The 22,495-nt window shown below is 70.3% G+C and carries 24 protein-coding genes and 1 tRNA gene; 7 read left to right on the forward strand and 18 right to left on the reverse strand.

All coding sequences use genetic code 11. The features are described 5' to 3' along the window. Positions 1-49: 49 nt before the first annotated feature. From AC0L6Y_RS06910 to AC0L6Y_RS06920, 3 genes are read right to left on the reverse strand one after another with little or no spacing between them, the layout of a single operon-like run. Positions 50-2,296, reverse strand: coding sequence for an LLM class flavin-dependent oxidoreductase (locus tag AC0L6Y_RS06910; RefSeq protein ID WP_473549970.1), 2,247 nt, complete (start codon positions 2,294-2,296; stop codon positions 50-52). Between the two features lie 32 nt (positions 2,297-2,328). After that, positions 2,329-2,757 (reverse strand): nuclear transport factor 2 family protein, encoded by a 429-nt coding sequence (locus AC0L6Y_RS06915; RefSeq protein ID WP_473549972.1) that lies wholly within the window; start codon positions 2,755-2,757, stop codon positions 2,329-2,331. A gap of 40 nt (positions 2,758-2,797) precedes the next feature. Then, entirely contained in the window at positions 2,798-3,604 is an 807-nt protein-coding gene (locus tag AC0L6Y_RS06920; RefSeq protein ID WP_473549975.1) for an SDR family NAD(P)-dependent oxidoreductase, read from the reverse strand. Positions 3,605-3,736: 132 nt separating this feature from the next. Here AC0L6Y_RS06920 and AC0L6Y_RS06925 point away from each other — a divergent pair, with 132 nt between their 5' ends. Continuing rightward, on the forward strand, positions 3,737-4,225 hold the full coding sequence (locus AC0L6Y_RS06925; protein WP_473549978.1) for a MarR family winged helix-turn-helix transcriptional regulator: 489 nt from the start codon (positions 3,737-3,739) through the stop codon (positions 4,223-4,225). A gap of 71 nt (positions 4,226-4,296) precedes the next feature. Here the strand turns inward: AC0L6Y_RS06925 and AC0L6Y_RS06930 are convergent. After that, positions 4,297-4,369 (reverse strand) — tRNA-Ala (locus AC0L6Y_RS06930). Between the two features lie 99 nt (positions 4,370-4,468). Between AC0L6Y_RS06930 and AC0L6Y_RS06935 the strand changes: the two genes are divergently transcribed. Beyond that, complete coding sequence (locus AC0L6Y_RS06935; protein WP_473549981.1) at positions 4,469-5,023, forward strand: antibiotic biosynthesis monooxygenase; 555 nt, start codon at positions 4,469-4,471, stop codon at positions 5,021-5,023. Here the strand turns inward: AC0L6Y_RS06935 and rsfS are convergent. The 10 genes from rsfS to AC0L6Y_RS06985 all read right to left on the reverse strand — a co-directional run bounded on the left by rsfS (position 4,983) and on the right by AC0L6Y_RS06985 (position 12,851). Then, entirely contained in the window at positions 4,983-5,369 is a 387-nt protein-coding gene (gene rsfS, locus AC0L6Y_RS06940) for a ribosome silencing factor (protein ID WP_473549984.1), read from the reverse strand. The two genes, AC0L6Y_RS06935 and rsfS, sit on opposite strands and share 41 nt — an antisense overlap. Before the next feature lie 37 nt (positions 5,370-5,406). Further along, complete coding sequence (locus AC0L6Y_RS06945) at positions 5,407-6,975, reverse strand: DNA polymerase III subunit gamma/tau domain-containing protein (RefSeq protein WP_473549987.1); 1,569 nt, start codon at positions 6,973-6,975, stop codon at positions 5,407-5,409. Then, positions 6,972-7,535 (reverse strand): nicotinate-nucleotide adenylyltransferase, encoded by a 564-nt coding sequence (gene nadD / locus AC0L6Y_RS06950; RefSeq protein ID WP_473558348.1) that lies wholly within the window; start codon positions 7,533-7,535, stop codon positions 6,972-6,974. Before nadD ends, AC0L6Y_RS06945 begins: the two co-directional genes overlap by 4 nt. Positions 7,536-7,604: 69 nt before the next feature. Beyond that, positions 7,605-7,793, reverse strand: coding sequence for a hypothetical protein (locus AC0L6Y_RS06955; RefSeq protein WP_473549990.1), 189 nt, complete (start codon positions 7,791-7,793; stop codon positions 7,605-7,607). Positions 7,794-7,840: 47 nt separating this feature from the next. Continuing rightward, on the reverse strand, positions 7,841-9,109 hold the full coding sequence (locus AC0L6Y_RS06960; RefSeq protein WP_473549993.1) for a glutamate-5-semialdehyde dehydrogenase: 1,269 nt from the start codon (positions 9,107-9,109) through the stop codon (positions 7,841-7,843). Positions 9,110-9,156: 47 nt separating this feature from the next. After that, positions 9,157-9,942, reverse strand: coding sequence for a glutamate 5-kinase (proB, locus tag AC0L6Y_RS06965; RefSeq protein ID WP_473549997.1), 786 nt, complete (start codon positions 9,940-9,942; stop codon positions 9,157-9,159). Next, positions 9,939-11,480, reverse strand: a complete 1,542-nt coding sequence (gene obgE / locus AC0L6Y_RS06970; protein ID WP_473550000.1) for a GTPase ObgE — start codon at positions 11,478-11,480, stop codon at positions 9,939-9,941. The genes proB and obgE overlap by 4 nt, the downstream gene beginning before the upstream one ends. A gap of 86 nt (positions 11,481-11,566) precedes the next feature. Further along, positions 11,567-11,821: a 50S ribosomal protein L27 gene (rpmA, locus tag AC0L6Y_RS06975; protein ID WP_294179962.1), complete on the reverse strand. Its 255-nt coding sequence runs from the start codon at positions 11,819-11,821 to the stop codon at positions 11,567-11,569. Between the two features lie 11 nt (positions 11,822-11,832). Continuing rightward, entirely contained in the window at positions 11,833-12,141 is a 309-nt protein-coding gene (rplU, locus tag AC0L6Y_RS06980; RefSeq protein ID WP_294179961.1) for a 50S ribosomal protein L21, read from the reverse strand. 131 nt (positions 12,142-12,272) lie between these two features. Further along, positions 12,273-12,851: a hypothetical protein gene (locus AC0L6Y_RS06985; protein WP_473550003.1), complete on the reverse strand. Its 579-nt coding sequence runs from the start codon at positions 12,849-12,851 to the stop codon at positions 12,273-12,275. Positions 12,852-12,896: 45 nt separating this feature from the next. Here AC0L6Y_RS06985 and AC0L6Y_RS06990 point away from each other — a divergent pair, with 45 nt between their 5' ends. Next, entirely contained in the window at positions 12,897-13,181 is a 285-nt protein-coding gene (locus tag AC0L6Y_RS06990; RefSeq protein WP_473550006.1) for a DUF4031 domain-containing protein, read from the forward strand. Positions 13,182-13,200: 19 nt separating this feature from the next. Here AC0L6Y_RS06990 and AC0L6Y_RS06995 read toward each other — a convergent pair whose 3' ends face one another. Genes AC0L6Y_RS06995 through AC0L6Y_RS07005 form a run of 3 tightly spaced genes read right to left on the reverse strand, consistent with a single transcriptional unit; the run spans position 13,201 to position 16,413 of the window. Further along, on the reverse strand, positions 13,201-14,568 hold the full coding sequence (locus AC0L6Y_RS06995) for a hypothetical protein (protein WP_473550009.1): 1,368 nt from the start codon (positions 14,566-14,568) through the stop codon (positions 13,201-13,203). Continuing rightward, the gene (locus tag AC0L6Y_RS07000; protein ID WP_473550012.1) at positions 14,565-15,389 is read right to left on the reverse strand and encodes a TIGR03943 family putative permease subunit; all 825 of its coding nucleotides are present in this window, start codon (positions 15,387-15,389) and stop codon (positions 14,565-14,567) included. The genes AC0L6Y_RS06995 and AC0L6Y_RS07000 overlap by 4 nt, the downstream gene beginning before the upstream one ends. Then, on the reverse strand, positions 15,379-16,413 hold the full coding sequence (locus AC0L6Y_RS07005; RefSeq protein ID WP_473550016.1) for a permease: 1,035 nt from the start codon (positions 16,411-16,413) through the stop codon (positions 15,379-15,381). Before AC0L6Y_RS07005 ends, AC0L6Y_RS07000 begins: the two co-directional genes overlap by 11 nt. 122 nt (positions 16,414-16,535) lie before the next feature. On the opposite strand from AC0L6Y_RS07005, the gene AC0L6Y_RS07010 reads away from it, so the two are divergent. Continuing rightward, positions 16,536-17,060 (forward strand): redoxin domain-containing protein, encoded by a 525-nt coding sequence (locus tag AC0L6Y_RS07010; protein ID WP_473550020.1) that lies wholly within the window; start codon positions 16,536-16,538, stop codon positions 17,058-17,060. Between the two features lie 49 nt (positions 17,061-17,109). Here the strand turns inward: AC0L6Y_RS07010 and AC0L6Y_RS07015 are convergent, their stop codons facing one another. Continuing rightward, positions 17,110-19,641 carry an Rne/Rng family ribonuclease gene (locus AC0L6Y_RS07015; RefSeq protein WP_473550022.1) on the reverse strand — a complete coding sequence of 844 codons (2,532 nt, stop codon included), beginning with the start codon at positions 19,639-19,641 and terminating at the stop codon, positions 17,110-17,112. Positions 19,642-19,980: 339 nt separating this feature from the next. Here AC0L6Y_RS07015 and AC0L6Y_RS07020 point away from each other — a divergent pair, with 339 nt between their 5' ends. The 3 genes from AC0L6Y_RS07020 to AC0L6Y_RS07030 all read left to right on the forward strand — a co-directional run bounded on the left by AC0L6Y_RS07020 (position 19,981) and on the right by AC0L6Y_RS07030 (position 22,291). Further along, positions 19,981-20,571, forward strand: coding sequence for a vitamin K epoxide reductase family protein (locus tag AC0L6Y_RS07020; RefSeq protein WP_473558353.1), 591 nt, complete (start codon positions 19,981-19,983; stop codon positions 20,569-20,571). A gap of 83 nt (positions 20,572-20,654) precedes the next feature. Then, complete coding sequence (locus tag AC0L6Y_RS07025) at positions 20,655-21,524, forward strand: DsbA family protein (RefSeq protein ID WP_473550026.1); 870 nt, start codon at positions 20,655-20,657, stop codon at positions 21,522-21,524. Continuing rightward, positions 21,524-22,291 carry a DsbA family protein gene (locus AC0L6Y_RS07030; protein WP_473550028.1) on the forward strand — a complete coding sequence of 256 codons (768 nt, stop codon included), beginning with the start codon at positions 21,524-21,526 and terminating at the stop codon, positions 22,289-22,291. The genes AC0L6Y_RS07025 and AC0L6Y_RS07030 overlap by 1 nt, the downstream gene beginning before the upstream one ends. The last annotated feature ends 204 nt before the right edge of the window (positions 22,292-22,495 follow it).

Here is a 22,495-nt window from a genome sequence, read left to right on the forward strand (position 1 = left end):
GCACGGGAGCGTCCGAGGGGACTCGCCCCTCGGACGCTCCTCGGCCCGGTCAGATGTTGAAGTTGTCGCGGAACACGTTGGTGGGATCCCACGTGCCCTTGATCTCGCGCAGTCGCTCCAGGGTCGCCGGCGGGAACGCATCGTTGATGCGCGCCTCGGCCATTCCCGATTCGAAGCTCAGGTAGGCGCCGATCGACTCCGCTCGGATGTCGGCCCAACCCGGATCGATGGTGGCGTCCGAGGCCCCGAACGCGGCGACCGCGAACGCGGCCGATCGGTGCGCGTACGCCGTCGCGTCGTCGGCGACATCGCTGACGGCTCCGCCGACCGCGCGGAACTGAAGGAAGGAGCTTCCGCCGCTCGCCAGCAGTCGCGCCGCAGCGCGGGCGAGTTCGGGCGTGATGTGCTCCACCAGTGCGGAGCGCGACACAGGCTCGCCGCTCCCCTGGTGCGGCGCGTCGGCCGCGTTGGCGATCACGACGTCGTAGGTCGTCATGTGCGCCTTGGCGTCGATCATCGGGGCGAGGCTGGCGAATTCCTGGAGGATGTCGCTCACGTGGGTCGTGTCATCCGAATCGACCACGATCACCGCCATGCCCTGCTGAACGCCGCCGCGGGGGCTGCCGAAGTGCAGCGAGCTGGTCACCTCACGGGGTGAGCGCTCCACCAGTTCGCCCCACGCGCTGAGGAACGCGGGCACGTCGTCGACGGCGTAGCTCAGCATCGCGAAGCCGATCTCTCCGACCTCGGCGACGCGGAACAGGAACGACGTGGCGATCCCGAAGTTCGCGCCGGCTCCGCGCATGGCCCAGAACAGGTCGGCGTTCTCGTCACGGCTGGCCGTCACGCGCTCTCCGGTCGCGGTGACGACATTGACGGACTCGATGTGGTCGATCGTCAGGCCGTGCTCACGGGCGAAGAACCCCACACCGCCGGCGGTCGCCAAACCGCCGACCCCGACACCGCCGTAGTCTCCGGAGGTGAGCGCCCAGCCGTGCTCGGCGAGCTTCGCCGCGACGTCCTGCCAGCGCGCGCCCGGTCCGATCCGGACGAGGCGCTCCGCTTCGTCCACGATCTCGATGCTGTTCATGCGCGACAGGTCGATGACGATGCCGCCGTCATTGGTCGACCGCCCGCTGATGCCGTGGCCGCCGCTGCGAATCCCGAGCGGCACATCCTGCGTGGTCGCGAACGCGATCGCCTCCGAGACCTCCTCGGCGGTCGTGGCCTGGATCACGGCGCCGGGCTGTCCTCCGCGCATGTAGGTGGACTTGACGGCTGCGTAGCCGAAGTCGCCCGGTTCGATCACTCGAGGGCGAAGGGATGCGGGGATGGCGTCGTAGTCGATCCCGGGGGCACGGCGCGACAGGGCCGCGGCCGAGCGGCCGGGAGCGGGAGCGGTCCCGCGCCGGGCCCGCTCCGTCGCCACCGTCTCGCGAACGGCCGGGATGACCTCCTCCGCGAAGACCTGCATCATGCGCGGGTCGTCGGAGGCGAGCACCATCGTCGACAGGCCGTCGGTCAGGGCGAGTTCGGCGAGCTGCTCCGCCCACTGCGGCGGGCTGCCCTGCAGGAATCCCGCCCCGGAGGAGAACACCCCGTTGATGTTGGCCCAACGCCGGATCTCGTCGGGTCGCCGTCCGGCGGCGTCGGCCGCGGCGTCGATGACCTCGTTGCCGCGGCCGAAGTCCCCCGGCTGCAGGTACGCGAGCGAGGGAAGCCAGCCGTCCGCTTTCGTGCCGATCATCTTGAGCATGCGAGGCTTCAAGGCGCCGAGCACGATCGGAATCCGGTGCGCCGCCTGCGGCCCCCGCTTCGCCCCGTGAACGGAGTAGTGGTCGCCGTTCAGGTGCAGGGGGCTGCGGTTCTCGGTATCCCAGATGCCCCGGATCACGTCGATGCCCTCGCTGAGCGCGGTCACGCTCTGACCCGGGGTGAGCTTGGGCACCCCCAGGCTGGCGACGGCGTCCCAGAAGGCGCCGGCGCCCAGCCCGAGTTCGAGGCGGCCCCCCGACAGCAGGTCGAGGCTGATGGCGGCGCGCGCCAGCACGGCGGGGGGCCGCAGCGGAAGGTTGAGGACGTTGCCCGCGATGTGGATCCGGTCCGTCCGCGCTGCGACCCAGCTCATCAGCGTCCACGCGTCCAGGAAGGCCGCCTGATAGGGGTGGTCCTGGAACGTCGCGAGGTCGAAGCCGAGCTGCTCGGACAGCTGCGCCAGAGCGACAGGTGCCTGAGGGTTGGAGTTGCTCGGCGTGATGAACGTGCCGAAGCGCAGATCGTGTCCGTAATCGGGCATGTGCGGGTCCTTCCGTGGTGCGAGAAGTGGGCTTAGAACATTCCGTGGCCGTTGACGGGACTCACGGCCGCCGTGATGGGCTGCAGGGTGTCCCAGTGCTCGACCGCGATGCCGTCGGCGTTCATCTTCCAGATGTCGACGCCCGCGACCCCGAGGTCGTCGGCGTCGTCGTTGTAGAGGCCCAGGAAGTTGACGTGCGCCCACACCCAGTCGCCCGAGGCGATGATGCGGTGCACGACGACGCGCGCGTTGGCACGGGTCTGAGCGATGGCGTTGAAGGCCATCCCGAGCCCCGCAGCGCCGTCGGGAAGCTGGGGGTTGTGCTGGATGTAGTCCTCCGCGATGAGGTCGCGGGCCGCCTCGATCGGCTGCTTGTCGTCGATGGCGCGCTTGTAGAACGCGAGCAGGTTGTCCTTGTTGCGAACGGCGCGGGCGTCGGCGGGGTCGAAGATCTCGATCATGGTTTCTCTCCTTGGGTTGGGTGTTGCGGGTTGGGTTGGGTCAGATGAAGGCGAGTCGGGACGCGTCGAGCTGCTCCGGCGTGGAGGTCCGAACGCTCTCGAGCACGGCGACCGCGTCGTCGCCGAGCGGGGCCGCCGAGGGTGCCGGCTGCTGCTGGGCAATCGCCACGACCTGCCGGGCGGCGTCGGCGGAGGGCATTCCGAGCCCCTGGACGCCATTGAAGCGAGCGGTGAAGCGGGCGAAGGACTCGCCGTACAGTGCGCGCTGCTCGGGAGTGAAGGCCTCGGCGACGGCGCTGAGGGCTGCGGCGGACTTGGCGGGACCGCCGGTGAGCATGCTTCCCGCCTGGATGATCGTGACGTTGATTCCCATGCCGGACAGTTCGGCGCGGTAGGCGATCAGCAGCGCCTCGGCGGCCGCCTTGGACGCCGCGGAGGGCGCGTTGAACGGCACGGGATACACGGCGGAGATCGAGCTGATCTGCACGATGCGCCCCTGCGCTTCGCGGAGCTGCGGGAGGAAGGCGTTGACCAGGTGGAGGGGGCCGAAGGTGTTCACCTCGAACTCGCGCACGATGTCCTCGAACGGGATGACCTCGAGCGGCCCCGGGGTGAGGATGCCGGCGTTGCTGATGAGCAGGTCGACCGACCCGCCGGTGGCCGCGGCGACGTCGGCCGCCCAGGCGCGCACGGCCGCCGGATCCGAGACATTGACCTTGGACAGCACGACGCCGTCGCGCTCCCCCGCCGAATCCTCGTCGAGTGTCGTGCCGAAGACCCGGTAGCCCTCGGCCACCAGGGCGGCGGAGATGTCTTCGCCGAGTCCGCTGGCGGCTCCTGACACCACCGCGTTCCGATTCGAGGTTGCCTGCATTGTCGTGCCTTTCGTGGAGGGGCGCAGATCTGCGCGATCCGCAATGTCCTTGACTACTCAAGTAACTATAGGTGAGTTTCTTGACCTGTCAAGTACAATCGGATCATGGCGCCACATCGACTCACCCTCACCCGGCAGGAAGTCGCGCTGATGCGCGCGCTCTCCCGGCTCGTCACGGCGCTTCCGCGCGCACTCGATGCCGACCTCATGCGCGATCAGCAGATCTCGTTGACGGACTACTTCGCGCTCACCTACCTCGCAGAGGCCCACGACGACAGACTGCGCATGGGCGAGCTGGCCGACGCGCTCTGCATGACCGAGGGCGGCGCGACACGCACCGTGAAGCGGCTCGAAGCGCAGGGGTACGTCGACCGCCGACGCTCCGCTGCCGACGGTCGCGGATTCGACGTCGTGCTGACGGACATCGGCCGCGAGCGCCTCCAGAAGGCGTGGCCGAGCCACCTAGCCAGTGCGCGCTCACGGGTCCTCGACGCGGTCGATCCGGCCGACATTGCGCGAATCACCGAGGTGATCCGTCAGATCACGCCCGAGTTCAAGCAGCCGTCGGCGCCTCGGGCATCAGATCGCGACTGAAAGGCGCACACACGAGCGCGCCAGGCGGAGGAATCCCGTTGAGAAGAAGACGCGGAAACTCCCGCGTGAAGTGGATCTGAGGGGACTCGAACCCCTGACCCCCTGCATGCCATGCAGGTGCGCTACCAGCTGCGCCACAGACCCTGACTGCTCCGGAGAGCAACCCGTCTAGATTACTACATCCTGGAGCCGTCGCCGAACGCGTCGGCTCCTGCGCTCTGCAGAGGGCAGACTGGGAGGACCATGAGCGAACCCGTCACCATCTCGATCACCCGCCGTGTCGACCCCGAACGGGAGAAGGAGGCCACCGCGTGGGCGCGCGCCGGCCAGGACCTTCTCGCGGCAAGCCCCGGGTATCTGGGCTCCGGATGGGTGCGCCCCGATCCGACGAGCCCGATCTGGCACATGCTCTTCCGATTCGCGGATGCCGAGAGCCTGGAGACCTGGCAGCGCTCCTCCGAGCGCGCCTGGTGGGCCGCCTCCGCGCAGGGAATCGTCGAGGACGGCCGACAGGAGCTCCGCACCGGCATCGAAGGCTGGTTCGACGAGCCGGCGAGCGTCGAGGTTCTTCCCGCACCGCAGCCGACTCCCCCGCGCTGGAAGCAGATGGTGTCAATCTTCCTGGTCTTCTACCCGCTGAGCCTCGGCTCGAACGCGCTGCTCGGCTGGCTGATCCCGGACTGGGACCTGTGGGCGCGCGTGTTCCTCGCCGTCGTGCTCGTCACGCCGGTGATGACCTACCTGGCGCTGCCGTTCGTCACGCGGGCGCTGCGCCCGTGGCTTCTTCGCGGTCGGTGAGCGGGATGACGGGGCAGTCCTTCCACAGACGCTCCAGCGAGTAGTACATCCGGTCTTCTTCGTGGAAGACGTGCACCACGATGTCGCCGAAGTCGAGCAGGATCCAGCGACCCTCGGCACGACCCTCGCGACGCAGCGGCTTGACGCCGTGCTCGATCAGCTTGTCTTCGATCTCGCCCGCGATGGCGATGACGTTGCGCTCGTTGCGCCCGCTCGCGATGAGGAAGACGTCGGTCAGCGGGAGCGGCCCCGAGACGTCGAGCGCCACAAGGTCGACCGCTTGTTTCGAATCGGCCGCCGCAGCGGCGATGTCGAGCAGTTCACGGGCGCGTTCAGTGGCGGTCACGAGTTCCTTCGGGGAGTGATGCGGGGTCGAGCGTGCGTCACAGCTGCCCGGAGGCAATGGCGACGACGAAGATCGTCCCGACGAGCGCGGCCATGGTGGCCGCAGCGATGATCAGAATGGTGAGCCCGCGGTTGCTCGGCGGGCGCTGCGCAGCCATGACCGTGCTGGTCGCGGTGTGCGTGCTGACCGCGCGCATCGCCCGCACGGGCTGCGAGTCGGTCATGGTGACCTGGTGGTCGTTCGGGTCCAGCAGATGGTCGAGGTCGGCCGACTCAAGCTGCTCGGGATACGCACCGTGGGAGGCGTAGCTGCGCGGCAGCTGAACCGAGCCGGTGATGAAGACCTCGCCGGTGTCGGAGATCGCACCGCCGAGACCGGTGTCCATGGCGGGAGGAAGGATCAGGGCGCTCGTCGTGAGCGGGCTGTAGCCGCCGACGCCGCGACCACCGCCGCTGGCCCCCGACTGCTCACTGTCGTCGAGCTCGGCCTGAGTGCTCCAGTGCCCCACGCGACTCGACGCGGTCGCGATCTCGCCCGAGCTCATCGGCTCGGCACGCGGTGCCGGCGCGGGCAGCGTGCGCTCGATGGTGCGCTCGGGGAACGGCGCTGCAACGGGCTCGGCCAGCGGTGCGGCGATGTGCTCGGCCGGCAGTGCGGGCTCGACGGGCGCGGGTTGCACCGGCGCAGCCGACGGCTGCTCGTCCGCCGGAGGAGGCGTTGCCGCCGTCGGCGCGGGCTGCGGCGGCGCGGGAATCCAGGGTGTCGGCGCCACCGGAGGTTCGTGAGAGCTCGGTGCCTCGACACGGGACTCCTCGGCGCGCCGAGGCGCCACGAAGTCGGGCATCGGCGGAGCTGCTGCCGGCGGAGCTGCCGCTGCCAGCGGAGCCGCTGCTGCCGGCGGAGCCTCGGCGGCGGGTTCGGCGGAACGGCGACCGTGCGGGGTCGGCGGCTCGACGAGCGGCGGCGGGGCGGCGGCCGCTCGGCGGTCGGCGACGAGCGCGTCGAGTTCGGCGTAGCTGGCGGTGCGATCACCCAGCTGCGGCTGCTGCGAGGGCGCGGCGGCCCCCTGCTGCTCGCGCAGGGCGCGGAGCTCGCGGCGGGTGAGCGTGTGCTCGACGGGATCGATCTCGTCGGCGCGCGGCTCGTCGACGCGCGGGCGCTCGACGGGCGCGAAGGCCGCCGGACGGGACTGCTGCGGTGCGAAGGCCGCCGGGGCGACGGGATTCGGCGTCTGTGCCGCCGGAGACCACGGTTCGGGGAGCGCAGCAGCCGGCGCGTCGGTCGACTGCTCGGCCGGGCGCTGCTCTGCGGGCTGCGGGACCGCCTGCGGCGGGGCTGCCTGCTGCGGCGCTGCTGCCGGCGGCGGTGCCTGCGGCGGGACCGCCCGCTGCTGCTCCGCACGCTGCTGCTCGGCGAGACGCGCCCGAGCCTCGGCGCGAGACTGCGGTGCCGGCTGTGGTGTTTCCGCACCCGGCGCGGGCTGCGGCGTCACGAGCGGCGGCACGCTGATCGTGGGGTCGACAAGCGGGAGAGGGGGGCGTTCCGCCCGCTCGCTCTCCCTCGCCGCACGCCGCGATTGCAGCGGCGGCTCGTGATAGGTCGTCATGTCGAACTCCGGTAGAGCTGATACTTGGAGATGTACTGCACGACACCGTCAGGGACCAAGTACCAGACCGGGTCCCCCCGGTCCACACGCGCCCGGCAGTCGGTCGAAGAGATCGCCAGCGCGGGCACTTCAAGGGAGCTTACGCCCTGCTTCGGCAATCCGCGAACGTTCAGGCGGTGTCCTGGGCGAGATACCGCCACAAAGTGGGCAAGTTCCCAGAGTTCGGCTTCGTCCTTCCACTCCAGGATCTGCGCGACCGCATCGGCGCCCGAGATGAAGAACAGCTCCGCCTCGGGACGCGCCGCGCGAAGGTCGCGCAGAGTGTCGATCGTGTAGGTGGGGCCGGCGCGGTCGATGTCGACCCGGCTCACCGTGAAGCGCGGATTCGACGCGGTCGCGATGACCGTCATCAGGTAGCGGTGCTCGGCGGGCGAGACGTCCGCCTTCATCCACGGCTGCCCTGTGGGCACGAACACGACCTCGTCGAGGTCGAAGCGCGATGCGACCTCGCTCGCGGCGACCAGGTGGCCGTGATGGATGGGATCGAAGGTGCCGCCCATGACCCCCAGCCGCACCGGCGCACCCGCGCGGTCGGCAGTCGGGGTCGGCACGATCGACAGAGGTCAGGCCTAGTGGTGGCCGTGGTCGGCGGGAGCCGAGTCGGTCTTGTGGCTGTGACGGTTCGACACGTCGCGGTAGCTCCAGGTGACCAGACCCAGGACGATGAAGATCGCGGCCGTGATCCCCGCAAACGCGAACGGGTGCATGATGATCGGCGCAAGCTCGTGCTCGGTCTCGGTCAACAGGGTGTACAGCATGGGGTCCTCTCCCGACGGCGTGTCGTCAGTCTATCGATCTGCGACCTTCAGCCGCGCACCTGACCCGCGCCGCGCACGATCCATTTGGTGCTCGTCAGCTCGGGCAGACCCATGGGGCCGCGGGCATGCAGCTTCTGCGTCGAGATCCCCACCTCCGCGCCGAAGCCGAACTCGCCGCCGTCGGTGAAGCGCGTCGAGGCGTTCACCATGACGACCGCGGAGTCCGCTTCGGCGAGGAACCGTTCGGCGCGCGCGATGTCGTTGGTCACGATCGACTCGGTGTGATGCGTCGAGAATCGGCGGATGTGCTCCAGCGCGGCGTCGAGGTCGTCGACGACCGCGACCGAGAGGTCGAGACTCATGTGCTCGGTCGCGAAATCCTCGTCGGTGGCCGGCACCGAATCGGCGAAGATCGCCCGAGCGCGATCGTCGGCGTGGATCGTCACGCCCTGTTCGCGCATCGCGGCGAGCACGGGCGGGAGCAGCCGCTCGGCGTCCCGCGCATCGACCAGCAGCGTCTCGAGCGCGTTGCACACGCTCGGGCGGTGCACCTTGGCGTTCACCGCGAGGTCGACCGCCATCTGCTCGTCGGCACCCTGATCGAGGAACATGTGGACGATTCCGGCCCCGGTCTCGATGACCGGCACCGTCGACTCGCTCACGACCGTCTCGATGAGCTGCGCGCTGCCGCGCGGAATCAGCACGTTGACGAACCCGCGCGCCTGCATCAGCTCGGCGGCTCCCGCCCGCCCGAACTCGTCGATCGTCTGCACTGCGTCGGCGGGCAGGCCCGTGCTGGCGAGGGCTTCCTGCAGCAGCTCGACCAGAACCCGGTTGGTGTTCTCGGCGGCGCTCCCGCCGCGCAGGACGACCGCGTTGCCGCTCTTCAGCGCGAGCGCCGCGATGTCGATCGTGACGTTGGGGCGGGCCTCGTAGATCGCGCCGATCACCCCGAACGGCACGCGCACCTGGCTGAGCTTGAGGCCGTTCGGCAGATTCGATCCGCGCACCACGCCGCCGACCGGGTCGGGCAGGGCGACGATGTCACGCACCGCGGTCGCGAGTCCGGCCAGACGCGCTTCGTCGAGACGCAGGCGGTCCTGCAGTCCGACGCTGAGTCCGTTCTCGCGCCCGTTCGCGAGGTCCAGCTCGTTCGCCGGCAGAATGCGCGCGGCGTTCTCCTCGACGGCCCGCGCGATCGCGAGAAGTCCGGCGTCCTTCTCGGCCGTCGATGCGGTGGCGAGCGCCCGGGAGGCCGTCCGCGCGGCGACCAGCTTCTCTTCGAGCGAACGGGCGGCGGTGAGCGTCTCGGACATGCCTCGAGAATACTGCGCGCGGCCCGGGTGCTGCCGGGGGTGCGCGCTCAGGGGCGCGGGGTCGCCTCGAACCAGGTGCCGAGCTCGACGCCGGAGAGCGCCTCGCCGACCCGGCTGGTCGAGGTCAGCAGCACGGGAGTCCCGCTCGATGCGGCGAGCTTGGCGGCGGCGATCTTCGTCCCCGCTCCCCCGGTCCCGACTCCTGCGGCGCCGATATCGCCGAGTTCGACGCCCGCAAGGTCGTCGCTGTGCGCGACGAACGGGATCGGACGGGCGCCCGGCTCGTGCGGGGGTCGCGTGTAGAGGGCGTCGACGTCGCTCAGCAGCACCAGCAGGTCGGCGTCGATCAGCTCGGCGACGAGCGCGGCGAGCCGGTCGTTGTCACCGAAGCGGATCTCGTGCGTCGCCACCGTGTCGTTCTCGTTGACGATCGGCAGGATGCGCAGATCCAGCAGACGCTCCATCGCCCGCTGCGCGTTGCCGCGCGGCGTCGGGTGGTCGAGGTCGCCGGCGGTCAGGAGCACCTGCCCGGCGATGATCGGGAACCGGTCGAGGCTGGTCTGGTAGCGCCACATGAGCACGTTCTGCCCCACCGCAGCCGCGGCCTGCTGCGTCGCCAGGTCGTTGGGTCGCGAATCCAGCTCGAGGAAGGGGATGCCGGTCGCGATCGCGCCCGAGGAGACGAGGACGATCTCGCATCCGCGGCCGTGCGCGGCCGCGAGGGCGTCGACCAGCGGTGTGATCTGCGCGGCATTGGCGCCGCTGATCGACGACGAGCCGACCTTGACAACAATGCGCTTCGCGCCCAGCACGCTCGCGTGCGGTCCCGTCACCGCTCCTCCGCTTCCTCGCCGTCTTCGTGGTCGGATTCCCACTGCTCGGTCCAGACGCCCGCCGCGCGCTCGGCCTCGAGCTCGGCGCGGGCGGCGGCCTTGGCATCCATGCGCTCGAAGTACGCCTCGCGACGCTCGTTGCGCGTCAGGCGTCGGTTCTCGTCGAGTCGCGCGTCGGTTCCGCGCGGGCTCGTCATCAGCTCGGCGGCCGAGGTGAGCGTCGGCTCCCAGTCGAACACGCGCGAGCTGTTCGCGCCGATCACCACCGCCGAGCCGGGGGTGGCGCCGTGGGCGAAGAGGGCGTCCTCGACACCCAGCTTGGCCAGGCGATCGGCGAGGTAGCCCACCGCTTCGTCGTTCTCGAAGTCGGTCTGGGCGACCCAACGCTCCGGCTTGGCGCCGAGAACGCGGTAGATCGTCTCGGTGCCGCCCTCGACGGCGATGCGGAAGTCGGCCTCGTTGACAGCGCGCGGACGCATCACCAGGCGGGGCTTCGCGATGGCGGCCGCGGCCTTGGCGGCGCGGTCGGCCTCCACCAGCTCGGCCAGCGCGAATGACAGCTCGCGCAGGCCCTCGCGGCTCACCGCCGAGACCTCGAAGACGCGGTACCCGCGCTCCTCGAGCTGCGGGCGCACGAACTCGGCGAGCTCGCGGGCGTCGGGCACGTCGATCTTGTTGAGCGCGATGATCTGGGCGCGCTCCAGGAGCGGCACCTGGCCCTCGGGCACCGGATACGCGGCGAGTTCGCCCAGGATGATGTCGAGGTCGGTGAGCGGGTCGCGACCCGGCTCCAGGGTTCCGCAGTCGAGCACGTGCAGCAGCGCGGTGCAGCGCTCCACGTGACGCAGGAACTCGAGGCCGAGCCCCTTGCCCTCGCTCGCCCCCTCGATGAGACCCGGAACGTCGGCGATCGTGTAGCGAAACTCGCCCGCCTCGACGACGCCCAGGTTCGGGTGGAGGGTCGTGAACGGGTAGTCCGCGATCTTCGGCTTGGCGGCGCTGAGCGCCGCGATGAGGCTCGACTTGCCGGCGCTCGGGTAGCCGACCAGCGCGACGTCGGCGACGGTCTTCAGCTCGAGGACGGCGTCGCCCTCCCAGCCGGGCGTTCCGAGCAGGGCGAAGCCGGGGGCCTTGCGCTTCGTGTTGGCGAGCGCGGCGTTGCCGAGGCCGCCCTGCCCGCCGGGCGCCACGATGAGGCGCATCCCGGGCTCGTCCAGGTCGGCGATCTGCTCGCCGTCGGCGGAGTAGACGACGGTGCCGACGGGAACGGGCAGCTCGAGCGGGGCCCCCTGGTAGCCGGATCGGTGGTCGCCCATGCCGGGACCGCCGTTGCCGCTGGAGCGGTGCGGGCCGCGGTGGTAGCTCAGCAGCGTCGTCACCTGGGGGTCGGAGACGAGCACGATGTCGCCGCCGTTGCCGCCGTTGCCGCCATCCGGGCCGGCGAGCGGCTTGAACTTCTCACGGCGCACCGAGACGCAGCCGTTGCCGCCGTGGCCGGCGCGCAGGTGGAGCGTGACGCGGTCGACGAACGTCGTCATCGCTGCCTCCTCTGGTCTCGGGTTGTGAGCAAACGAAAAGGGCGGGCCGAAGCCCGCCCTGGTCGAGAATTGAGTCGTCGGGCGGGTTACGCCGCCGGGACGATGTTGACGACCTTGCGGCCGCCCTTGGTGCCGAACTGCACGGAGCCCGCCTCAAGCGCGAACAGCGTGTCGTCGCCACCGCGACCGACGCCGGCGCCGGGGTGGAAGTGCGTGCCGCGCTGGCGGACGAGGATCTCGCCAGCCTTGACGACCTGGCCGCCGAAGCGCTTCACGCCGAGGTACTGGGGGTTCGAGTCGCGTCCGTTACGGGTGGACGATGCGCCCTTTTTGTGTGCCATTCCTGCAGCCCTTACTTGATCCCGGTGATCTTCACGCGCGTGAGGTCCGCACGGAAGCCCTGGCGCTTCTTGTAGCCGGTCTTGTTCTTGAACTTCTGGATCGTGATCTTCGGGCCGCGCAGGTCGGCGACGACCTCGGCCGTGACCTTCACCTTGGCGAGCGCCTTGGCGTCGTGGGTGATGGTGTCACCGTCGACCAAGAGCACCGGCGCCAGCTCGATGTTGCCGTTCTTGTCGGCCTGAACACGGTCCAGGACGACGATCGAGCCGACCTCGACCTTCTCCTGCCGCCCACCGGCGCGCACAACTGCGTAAACCACGGAAAATCCTTACGTATGAGGGAAGTCTCGGTGTCGAACGCGACGCCAACGGCGGCGGACACCAAGGAGCAACGATACCCGAGAGAAGGCCATCCGGTCAAACGCGGCTGGCCGTGTCGCTCACGTCGATTCTAGACGTCATCGAGGGCGCCGCCGAGTTCATGTCGAGGCGGGTGTCGCTGCTGCCATCCCCAGAGCAGGACGACAGCCAGCAGCACGATCGGAACATCGAGCACGAAGGTCCGGAATGCGCCGGTCACGCCCTGCAGAATCGCGATCCACGCGCCGCGGAACGCGCCGGCGAGGTCGGGGAACGAGTTGGCGAAGAACGTCGCCCCCACCAGGGCCCCGGCGACCTCCCAGATCACGACGACCGCGATGATGAGCAGCATGCCGATCGCGGTGGCCAGGGCTCCGCGCGTGAGCACGTGCGCCAGTCGCAGCTCCGGAACGATCGGCGCGAGCTGCCACAGCGCGAAGAACACGCCGATCGAGAGCGGCAGCGTCCCGAAGACCGAGCCCTGAAGCTGGCCGGTCCACAGGTACACGAGCGAATCGCCCGTCTGCCCGGGCAGCCCGACCAGCGAGAGGGAGCCGATGAAGCCCAGCGCGACGCCCTGCGCGAGAAGCGCGGCGAACACCCCGGCCGCCACGAGAAGAGCCTGCAGCGCACCGCGCCGCCGCAGCGCCCGCCGCATCGACTCTGACATCCCGTTTCCCGACATCGCGTCCACCCTCGCGCCTATGATCTCCAGATGACCGTGCTGATTGACGAGCCTATCTGGCCGGCCCACGGCACGGTCTGGGCGCACCTCGTGAGCGACGCATCGCTCGACGAGCTTCACACCTTCGCCGCCGAGGCGGGAATCCCCGCCCGCGGCTTCGACCACGACCACTACGACGTGCCGCGCGAGCGTTGGGACGCGCTGGTGGCGCAGGGCGCCGAACCGGTGACCGGCCGCGAACTGCTGCGTCGGCTCCAGGAGGCCGGGCTGCGCGTGACGCAGCGCGAGAAGGCCGAGCGGGCCCGGCGCCGCTGAGGCGCCCCTCAGGGCCCCGTCACCACTGCGGGTCGATGCCCGGAAGCGTCTCGAGCACCGTGAGGGTGTCCAGATCGACGACGAGCGTCGGACCGGTGGTCAACTCCCCCGCGGCGCCCTGGTCGAGCACGACGAACAGGTACTGTCCCGCGGGCGAGACGCGGAAGTCGGCGATCGAACTCGCCGAAGCACCCAGGTCGATGAGCGTCGAGGTCGAGCCGTCGTCGAGCGCGAGTCCGGTCGCGAATCCGCCGTCGGCATCGGGAATGGCGACCTTCGCGACCCGGCGCTCCGCATCGACCATGGCGACCGCGCCGACGTACGGCTCGACCCCGTCGATGAGCGAGGCGGTGAGGCGCGAGGACGACCCCGAGGCGAGGTCGACGAGGACCGGGCCGAACGCGTCCGAGGCGACGAATCCCGTCCCCTCCGGCGTGAGCCCGTAGACGTTGACGTAGCTGCCGAGCGGCACGAAGGGGGTGAGACCCGAGGGGTCGCCGCGCAGCACCGAGCCGTCGCGCGCCGCGATCAGGATCTCGGCGGTGTTCGGGATCGGGAACCAGGCGCGGGTCGCGATCGGCTCCCCGTCGAGTCCGAGCACGGCCGTCGGGATCGGGTCTCCGGCCAGGTCGCTGCGCAGCAGGGTGGAATCGAAGTTCGGAAGCGGATCCGCGTCCGCGCTGCTGAGCGTGAACAGCAGTGCCGTGTCGACGCGGCCGAGCTGCTCGATGCGTCCGTCCTCGGGCAGCACGAACTCCTGGACGCCGGCACCGCTCATCTCGTGAAGGGTGAGGGTGCTGCGCTCACGGTCGAGATCCTGAACCAGGGCGACCACCTCATCGAAGCGGACGAACTCCCGGATCCCGGCTCCCTCCACCAGCGACTGCCCGCTCCCCGCGCCGAGCTCCGTGCTCACCACCGGTACCGGCTGCCCGTCGGAGGAGGTGGTGAGCGTGTCGACCGTCAGCGCCGCCGTGCGGAAGCTCGCCTCGGCGGCCCCGCGCGCTCCCCCGGTCGCCCCCTGCACCGAATCGATGACGACCCGGTAATCGGTCGCCGCGCGGAGCGCCGTCGAGAAGCGCAGCACGAGGGTGGACCCCGAGACGTCGAGCGTGAAGGGCACCGCGGGCTCGATCTGCACGTCGGCCTCGGCGACCGGCGCGATCGGCCGCGTGAAGACGAGCTCGGCCACTCCGCCCGGCGCGGTGATGAGCGCAGTCGGATCGACGAGGGCCGACTGGACGCGCGGTCCCTGCGTGCTCGCCAGGGCCGCGAGCGTCACCGCCGCGAGCGAGAGCACGGCGAACACGGCGATGACGCGAATCCGATAGCCGCGCAGCGCCTGGCGACGACGCCAGTCAGAAGAGATACGGCTGGTCAGGCTCATCGACGCCGGTCACCTCCGCAGGGTCGAGGACGATCGCGCCGACATCGAGCGATCCGCTCGCCACGAACTCGCCGGTCACCCGCACCCAGTCGTCGGCGCTGAACTGCGCCTGCCACCCGGGCAGCACCACAGGGACCCCGAAGGGTCTGCGCGTCGACCGCGCAGCAGGTGATCGCGAAGCGGGAGACGTAGAACGCGTCCGGCTGATCGGGGATGGCCGTGATGAAGCCCACCACGTCGACGGGCTTGCCGTCGTAGAACGTCGGGTCGGAGGTCTGCCGCAGCAGCGTCGCCCACTCCCGCACCGTGAAGCCGGCGAACAGCTCATCGGGAGCGGCCTGCGCCTCGGCGACCGCGGCCGCATCCGCCTCGGGATCGAGCGATCCGGTCTGGGCGGTGATGTCGCGCTGGATGGCCGTGGCGCTCGACAGCGTGGCCGGCGGCAGCACGATCATGGCGAGGGCGAGACCCGCGCTGACCACGATGGCGAGCACGCCCGCGAGTCGTGTGAATCGCGAGTCGGGTGCCGCCGACTCGTCGTGGTCGTGGTCGTGGCCGTGGTGGTCGGCCAGCAGCGGCAGCTGAAGCCGGTGCTCCGGATCGGGCTGGACGGGCGCGCGCGCGGTGCGACGCCGGTGGAGTGCCGCGGCCAGCGCGGCGACGCATCCCACGATCGCGACCGAGGCCATGGCGATCGTGAAGGCGTCGTAGCGCGGATGGATGTAGAGGGCGAGCTGCCCGGTGGCGGCGAGCCACACGGTCAGCACCGCGACCACGAGCACGATCAGCACGCCGCGAAGCTTCTGCAGTTCAGACCACAAGGTCGACCCCCCACCCGATGGCGGCACTCGCCAGCGCCACGATGCCGGTCACGATCAGCAGGGTGCGCACGGTGAACGTCGTGCGCAGCAGCGCGAGCATCTTGATGTCGACGAGCGCGCCGAAGATCAGGAAGGCGACGATCGACCCCGGCATGAAGGTGCTGGCGAACGGCAGGATGAAGAACGCATCCACATTCGAGCACACCGAGATCACCAAAGCGAGCGCCATGAGCGCCAGCACCGACCAGAGCGGGTCGGAGCCGAGCGCGATGAGCACGGAGCGCGGGACGACCGTCTGCACGGCGCCCGCGACGACCGCGCCGACGGTGAGTGCCGGCAGGAGCGTCGCCGACTCGCGGACGAACAGATCCACGCTCGCGGACCAACGCGACGTCGCCGCGCCCTCAGCCGTCGCGCACTCGGCGTTGAACCGCGACGTCAGCAGCGACGACGGGTCAGGGTGCCGACTGAACAGCCAGCCGAGCAGGTTGGCGATCAGGAAGCCGCCCAGCAGCCGCGCGACGAGGATGCCGTCATCGAAGCCGAACGCCTGATGCGTCGTCACGATGGTGATCGGGTTGATGATCGGGGCCGCGAACAGGAACGTCATCGACTCGCCGACGGTCAGCCCGCGCACCACGAAGCCGCGAGCCAGCGGCACGTTGCCGCACTCGCAGACCGGCAGGAACATGCCCACGAGCGAGAGGGCCGCCCGGCGCAGCACCGGCGTGCGGGGCAGGACGCGGACGATCAGCCCCTCCGGGAGCCACACCCGAACCACCACCGACAGGGCGATGCCGAGCACCACGAACGGCAGCGACTCGACGAGCAGGCTCGTCGCCAGCGTGACCAGGTCCTGGACCTGATCGGGAAGCACACCCTCCGGCACCCACCCGGCCGTCACGATGCGCGCCACCACGAGCGCGATCACGAGCCCCAGCGCCACGGCGAGGAGCACCCCGCGGCGGCTCCGCGGAACGGCCGCCGGATCGGGTCGCGAGTCGACTCGGAGGCGGGACGGCATTCGCACATTCTGCCAGCACGCGACCGGGGAACTGCTCGGCGCGGCGGACGGGCGCGAGAGTGGATGCCGCATTGACTCCGGTGGGCCGGAATGCTCGCCGCCAGCTGCGCGTTGGGACCAGCATGACGTTGATTCCCGGAGCTCCCGCTCCTCGCCTGTCCCTGCCCCTCGTCGACGGACGCACGACCGACGACCTCGAACTCGGAACCGGCGCCGACGGGCGCTTCTCGCTCGTCGTGTTCTACCGCGGACTGCACTGCCCCGCGTGCCGCCGCCAGCTCGCCGAGCTGGATCGTCGGCTCGACGACCTCCGCGAGGCCGGCGTCGGCCGCGTCGTCGCCGTCAGCATGAACGACGCCGAGCGCGCCGCCACCACCGTGGAGACGTGGCGCACCGGCGCACTGCCGGTGGCGCACAGCCTGAGTGAGGCCGACGCGCGCTCGTGGGGCCTGTTCATCTCCGACGCGATCAAGGAGAGCGAGCCGGCGCGCTTCAACGAGCCGGGAGCGTTCCTGCTCGACGCCGACGGGACGGTCTACTGGAGCTCGGTCGCCAGCATGCCGTTCTCGCGGCCCGCGGTCGACGACATCATCTCCGGCGTTCGCTGGGCCCAGGACCAGAACTACCCGGCGCGCGGCGCGGCCTGACCGCAGAAGCGGTGGGGCTCACCGAACGTGAGCCCCACCGCTCGCGAAATCAGTTCGCGGGACCGTCCTTCGGGGTCACGACCTCGCCCTTCGACGAGGCGCGACGCGAGCGGCGCGCACGACCCGCGCCGGGTGCCGGCGGCTCGGGAAGAGCCTCGAGCACCGAACCCAGGATCTCCTCCGCGGCGTGCGGATCCATCCGGCGTCCCGAGCGCTGCGACTTCTCGATCGGCAGGTCGAGAACCTTGACGGCGGCGTTGGCCGCGGCCTCGGCGGCCTGCTCGATCTTGGTGATCGACGGCGCCGACGTCGTCTCCCCCGAGGCGGGCTTCGTCTCGTGCTCGTGATCGTGCGCGACGGTGCTCTTCGCGACCTGCGCGATCGCGTTGCGCACATCCTCGGTCAGCGCGTGCGTTCCGCTGGAACCGCTGCTCTGCTTCGGTGCGGTGCTTCCGCCCGAGTTGCCGGAGCCTCCGCGACCGCCACGGCGGCGCGACGAGCCGCCCGAGTTCGAGCCGCCCTGCGACGACGAGTCGTTGCCGCCGCCGCGGTGCTTGAACACCGGCTCGTGGTGCACGACGATGCCGCGCCCGGCGCAGGTGTCGCACGCCTCGCTGAACGACTCGACGAGACCGAGGCCCAGCTTCTTGCGCGTCATCTGCACCAGACCCAGCGAGGTGACCTCGGCGACCTGGTGCTTCGTGCGGTCACGGCTCAGGCACTCGATCATGCGGCGCAGCACGAGGTCGCGGTTGGATTCGAGCACCATGTCGATGAAGTCGACCACGATGATGCCGCCGATGTCGCGCAGGCGAAGCTGACGCACGATCTCCTCGGCCGCTTCGAGGTTGTTCTTCGTGACCGTCTCTTCGAGGTTTCCGCCGGAGCCGACGAACTTGCCGGTGTTGACGTTGATCACCGTCATCGCCTCGGTGCGGTCCATGACGAGCGAGCCGCCCGACGGCAGCCAGACCTTGCGCTCGAGCGCCTTCTCGATCTGCTCCGCGATGCGGTAGTGATCGAACGAGTCGACCTCGCCCGTGTAGCGCTCCAGGCGTCCCATCAGGTCGGGCGCGACCGCGCCCAGGTAGACGGAGATGGTCTCCATCGCGTCATCGCCTTCGACGACGAGCTTCTGGAAGTCCTCGTTGAACACGTCGCGCACGATCTTGATCAGCAGATCGGGCTCGCTGTGCAGGAGCTGCGGGGCGTTGCCCGACTCGACCGTCTTCGCGATGTGCGCCCACTGCGCGGTGAGCCGCTGCACGTCGAGCGTGAGCTGCTCCTCGGTGGCGCCCTCCGCGGCGGTGCGCACGATGACGCCCGCGTCGTCCGGGAGGACCTCCTTGAGGATCTTCTTCAGCCGCGCGCGCTCGGTGTCGGGGAGCTTCCGCGAGATCCCGTTCATCGACCCACCGGGGACGTACACGAGGAAGCGGCCCGGAAGGCTCACCTGGCTCGTGAGACGGGCGCCCTTGTGGCCCACCGGATCCTTGGTGACCTGGACCAGCACGCGATCGCCGGGCTTGAGCGCCAGCTCGATGCGGCGGGCCTGGTTCTTCGGCGCGGGCTCGCCCTCGGCCGCCGAGGCGGCCGCGGCGGCCTCCCAGTCGACCTCGCCGGAGTACAGCACGGCGTTGCGTCCGCGACCGATGTCGACGAAGGCCGCCTCCATGCTCGGCAGCACGTTCTGCACACGACCGAGGTACACGTTGCCGATCAGGCTCGCGTCCTGCGCCCGCGCCACGTAGTGCTCGACCAGCACGCCGTCTTCGAGGACGCCGATCTGGATGCGCCCGTACTTGCTGCGCACCACCATCACGCGGTCGACGCTCTCGCGTCGAGCGAGGAACTCGGCCTCGGTGACGACGGGGCGGCGACGGCCCGCGTCGCGACCGTCGCGGCGGCGCTGCTTCTTCGCCTCGAGGCGCGTGGAGCCCTTGACCCGCTGCGGCTCGGTGATCTCCTCCTTCGGGCGCGGCTGACGCACCCGCACGGTCGTGCCAGGAGCGTCGTCGCCATCGCGCGGCGCGTCGCTCGAGCGACGACGCGAACGGCGACGCGAGGTCTCCGCGGTCGGCTCCTCCGCCGCGGCGGGCCGCTCCGGCATCGGAGGCAGATCGGGTGCCTGGAACAGCAGCGCCGTCGTCGGCGCGACCGCGGGACGCGCGGCCGACTCGGCGGAGTCCTTCGCCGCCGCGCCCGACTTCGCCGCAGACGCCCCGGTGCCGGATGCCTTCTTGGCAGGACGCTTCCGCGGCGTCGAGGCCCCGGCTGCGGGCTCCGTCGACGTTGACTCTTCGGCGACCGGCTGGTCGACCGGCGGCTTCTCGGCACGCGGCTTCTTCGCCGCGGTCGACTTCTCCGCAGCGGGCGCCGTCGCGGGCTCCGCGATGGGCTCCGGTGCCGCGGGCGCCGCAGCGGCTGGCACCTCAGCGGCGGGTGTCTGCGCCGCGACAGGTTCGGTCGCCGGCGCGTCCGCCACCGGCTCCTCGACCTTCTTCGACTTCAGAGGTCGCCAGCGTCGTGCCTTGGGGGCTTTTTCGGGTCCGGCTTCGTTATTCGGGTTGTCATCCACCATCGCTGGTGTGCTCCTCATCCGACGAGATGGCCGCGCCACCTGCCGGGTACTCTCGAGCGAGACGCGAAATCGCGTGTCTCGCGAATCCTTTTCTGTTGGGAGCAGCGTCCGCGGTCCGCGGGCCCGGCTGCTCGGCGTCCTCTCACGACGCAATTTCGGAACTGGCGATCCGACACGGTGACTGACGACGGTCGTCGGCACCTCGTGGCCCGGTATGCCCGGTAAGCCTTCTGTGGCGTTGATGCGAGCGCGGCCCGCCTCAACTCGCTCAAATTATCGCACGTTGGGACGAAAGACCCGTATTTCGCACCTGGGGCTTGCCATAATCACGGGGTGACCATCGCCGATGCGCCCGAACGCCGCCCCTGGATCCTCGCCGGATTCTTCATCCTCGCCGGAGCCATCGGGTGGTGGGCCGCGTTCCAGCTGACGCTGGAGAAGATCCACCTGCTCGAGAATCCGGAGGCGGTTCTCGGCTGCGATTTCTCGATTCTCGTGCAGTGCGGCAAGAACCTTGAGTCGTGGCAGGGGTCGGTGTTCGGCTTCGCGAACCCCCTCCTCGGGCTGGGCGGATTCGTCGCCCCGATCGCGGTCGGCGTCGCCCTGCTGGCCGGCGCCCGATTCGACCGCTGGTTCTGGATCACCTTCCACATCGGCGTCACCGGCGCGCTCGCCTTCGTCATCTGGCTGATCGCGCAGTCGATCTTCGCGCTGTTCACCCTGTGCCCGTGGTGCATGGTCGTCTGGAGCGTCACCATTCCGCTCTGGTGGTCGCTCACCTTCCGCAACCTCGCCGAAGGGGTCTACGGCGAGGGCCCGCGGCGCTTCGGAGCCACGATGCGGTCGTGGGTGGTGCCGATCACGATCGCGAGCTACGCGATCATCGCGATCATCGCCCAGGTGCGCCTCGACGTGATCGCCTACCTCTAGCCACGCGCACGCCCAGGCAGCGCCCGGCGCGTGCCCACTAGACTCACTCCGTCCATTCCGCCCCGACACTTCGAGGTTTCCCAGTGCCCCAAGAGCGACTCACCAAGGACCAGCGCCGCGAGGCGGCGCGCGAAGCGGCGCGGATCGCCCGCGCCAAGCAGAAGCGACGTGACACCGTCAACTCGGTGCTCGTGCGCGGCGGCGTCACACTCGGCATCGTGGCGGTTGTCGCGATCGTCGGACTCGTGATCTTCAACTCGGTGAAGCCGGCGGGCCCCGGTCCGCTCAACATGGCCAGCGACGGCATCGTGCTCGCCGGCGCGGAGATGGAGGCGGTTCCGACCGCCGCGATCCCGGCCGACGGCGAGCCGACCGAGACGGACACCTCCGACCTCGACGTCGACCTGAACATCGTGATGTACGTCGACTACCTCTGCCCCGTCTGCGGCGCGTTCGAAGACGCCAACGCCGAGCTGATCGAGTCGCTCGTGACGACCGGCCAGGCCTCGATCGAGGTCCACCCGGTCTCGATCCTCGACCGGGCCTCCGCGGGCACCCGCTACTCCTCGCGCGCCTCGAACGCGGTCGCGTGCGTCGCCGAGAACGAGCCCGACTCGTTCTGGACCGCGCACTCGACGCTGTTCGCCAACCAGCCGGAGGAGGGCACCTCGGGCCTCTCCAACTCCGAGATCATCGGCCTCTTCGAGGGTGCCGGGATCACCTCGGAGGCCGTCGCCAGCTGCATCGACGACGAGTCGTTCAAGTCGTGGGTGACCGCCGCGTCCGACCGCGCGACCAGCGATCCCGACCTGGTGAACCCGTCGAGCGGGTACTTCGGCACCCCGACGGTGTTCGCCAACGGTGAGCGCTACACGGGCAGCGTCAGCGACGTCTCCGAGTTCGCCACGTTCCTCGCCGGGCTGCTCCCGGTCGAGACCGAGACCACCGAGTAATGACCGAACCGGTCGACACCACCCCGGCTCCTCGTCCGACGCCGCCGTGGGTGGTGCCGACCGTGGTCGGCGCCCTGCTGGCGCTCGCGATCCTGGTGATCGTCGCGGTGATCTTCGCGCTGCGCGAGGAGCCCGCCAGCGTCGAGAGCCTCGAGGTGAGCGCTCCGGCGAGCATGACGGCCGACGGCGGGATCCGATTCGAGGGCGTCGACGGCGCCCTCGTCGTCGCCGACCCGAACGGCGAGGCCGCGACGACCGCGGTCGAGCTGTACGTCGACTGGTCGTGCCCGATCTGCCGCGATTTCGAGGGCGCCTACTCGGAGGAGCTGACCAGCCGGGTCGCCTCCGGGGAGCTCGTGCTCGAGGTCCACCCGGTGGCGATCCTCGATCGCGCCTTCCTCGACAGCGAGTACTCGAGCCGCGCCGCGAACGTCGCGGCCTGCGTCGCCGAGCACGCGCCGGACGCGTTCCTCGCCGTGCAGTACGGGTTCTTCGCGGCGCAGCCCGACGAGGGCACCGTCGGCTACGACGACGCGCAGCTCGTCGAGCTGCTCGGCATCATCGGCGTCACCGACGCGGACGTCATCAGCTGCGTCGAGAACGGCGACTTCCGGGACTGGGTGGCGGCGATCACCGCCGCAACCGTGTCGCGCGCGGAGCTCGCCGGCGACAACGGCGGCTTCGGCACGCCGACCGTGGTGATCGACGGGGAGCGCTGGAACCCCGCGACCGACGGCGAGCTGCTGGCGCTGCTCGACGCGCAGTAGGCGCCGAGCAGCCGTCGCGGTCCGGCAACGGCCGCACGCCCGCGAACGCTCGCGCGCAAACGGAGATTCGGGCGCCCGACCCACAAGCCGTGGACGAGCGTGCCGAATCTCCGACTTTGCGAGGGCGGCACTCGGGTGCGGCCCGCGCCCGCTCGACCCGCGCGTGCGCTCCGGCAGGAGTGCGCGCGGGGCGTCGAGCGGCGC

It is taken from the genome of Pseudolysinimonas sp. 10J20-29, assembly GCF_055809595.1.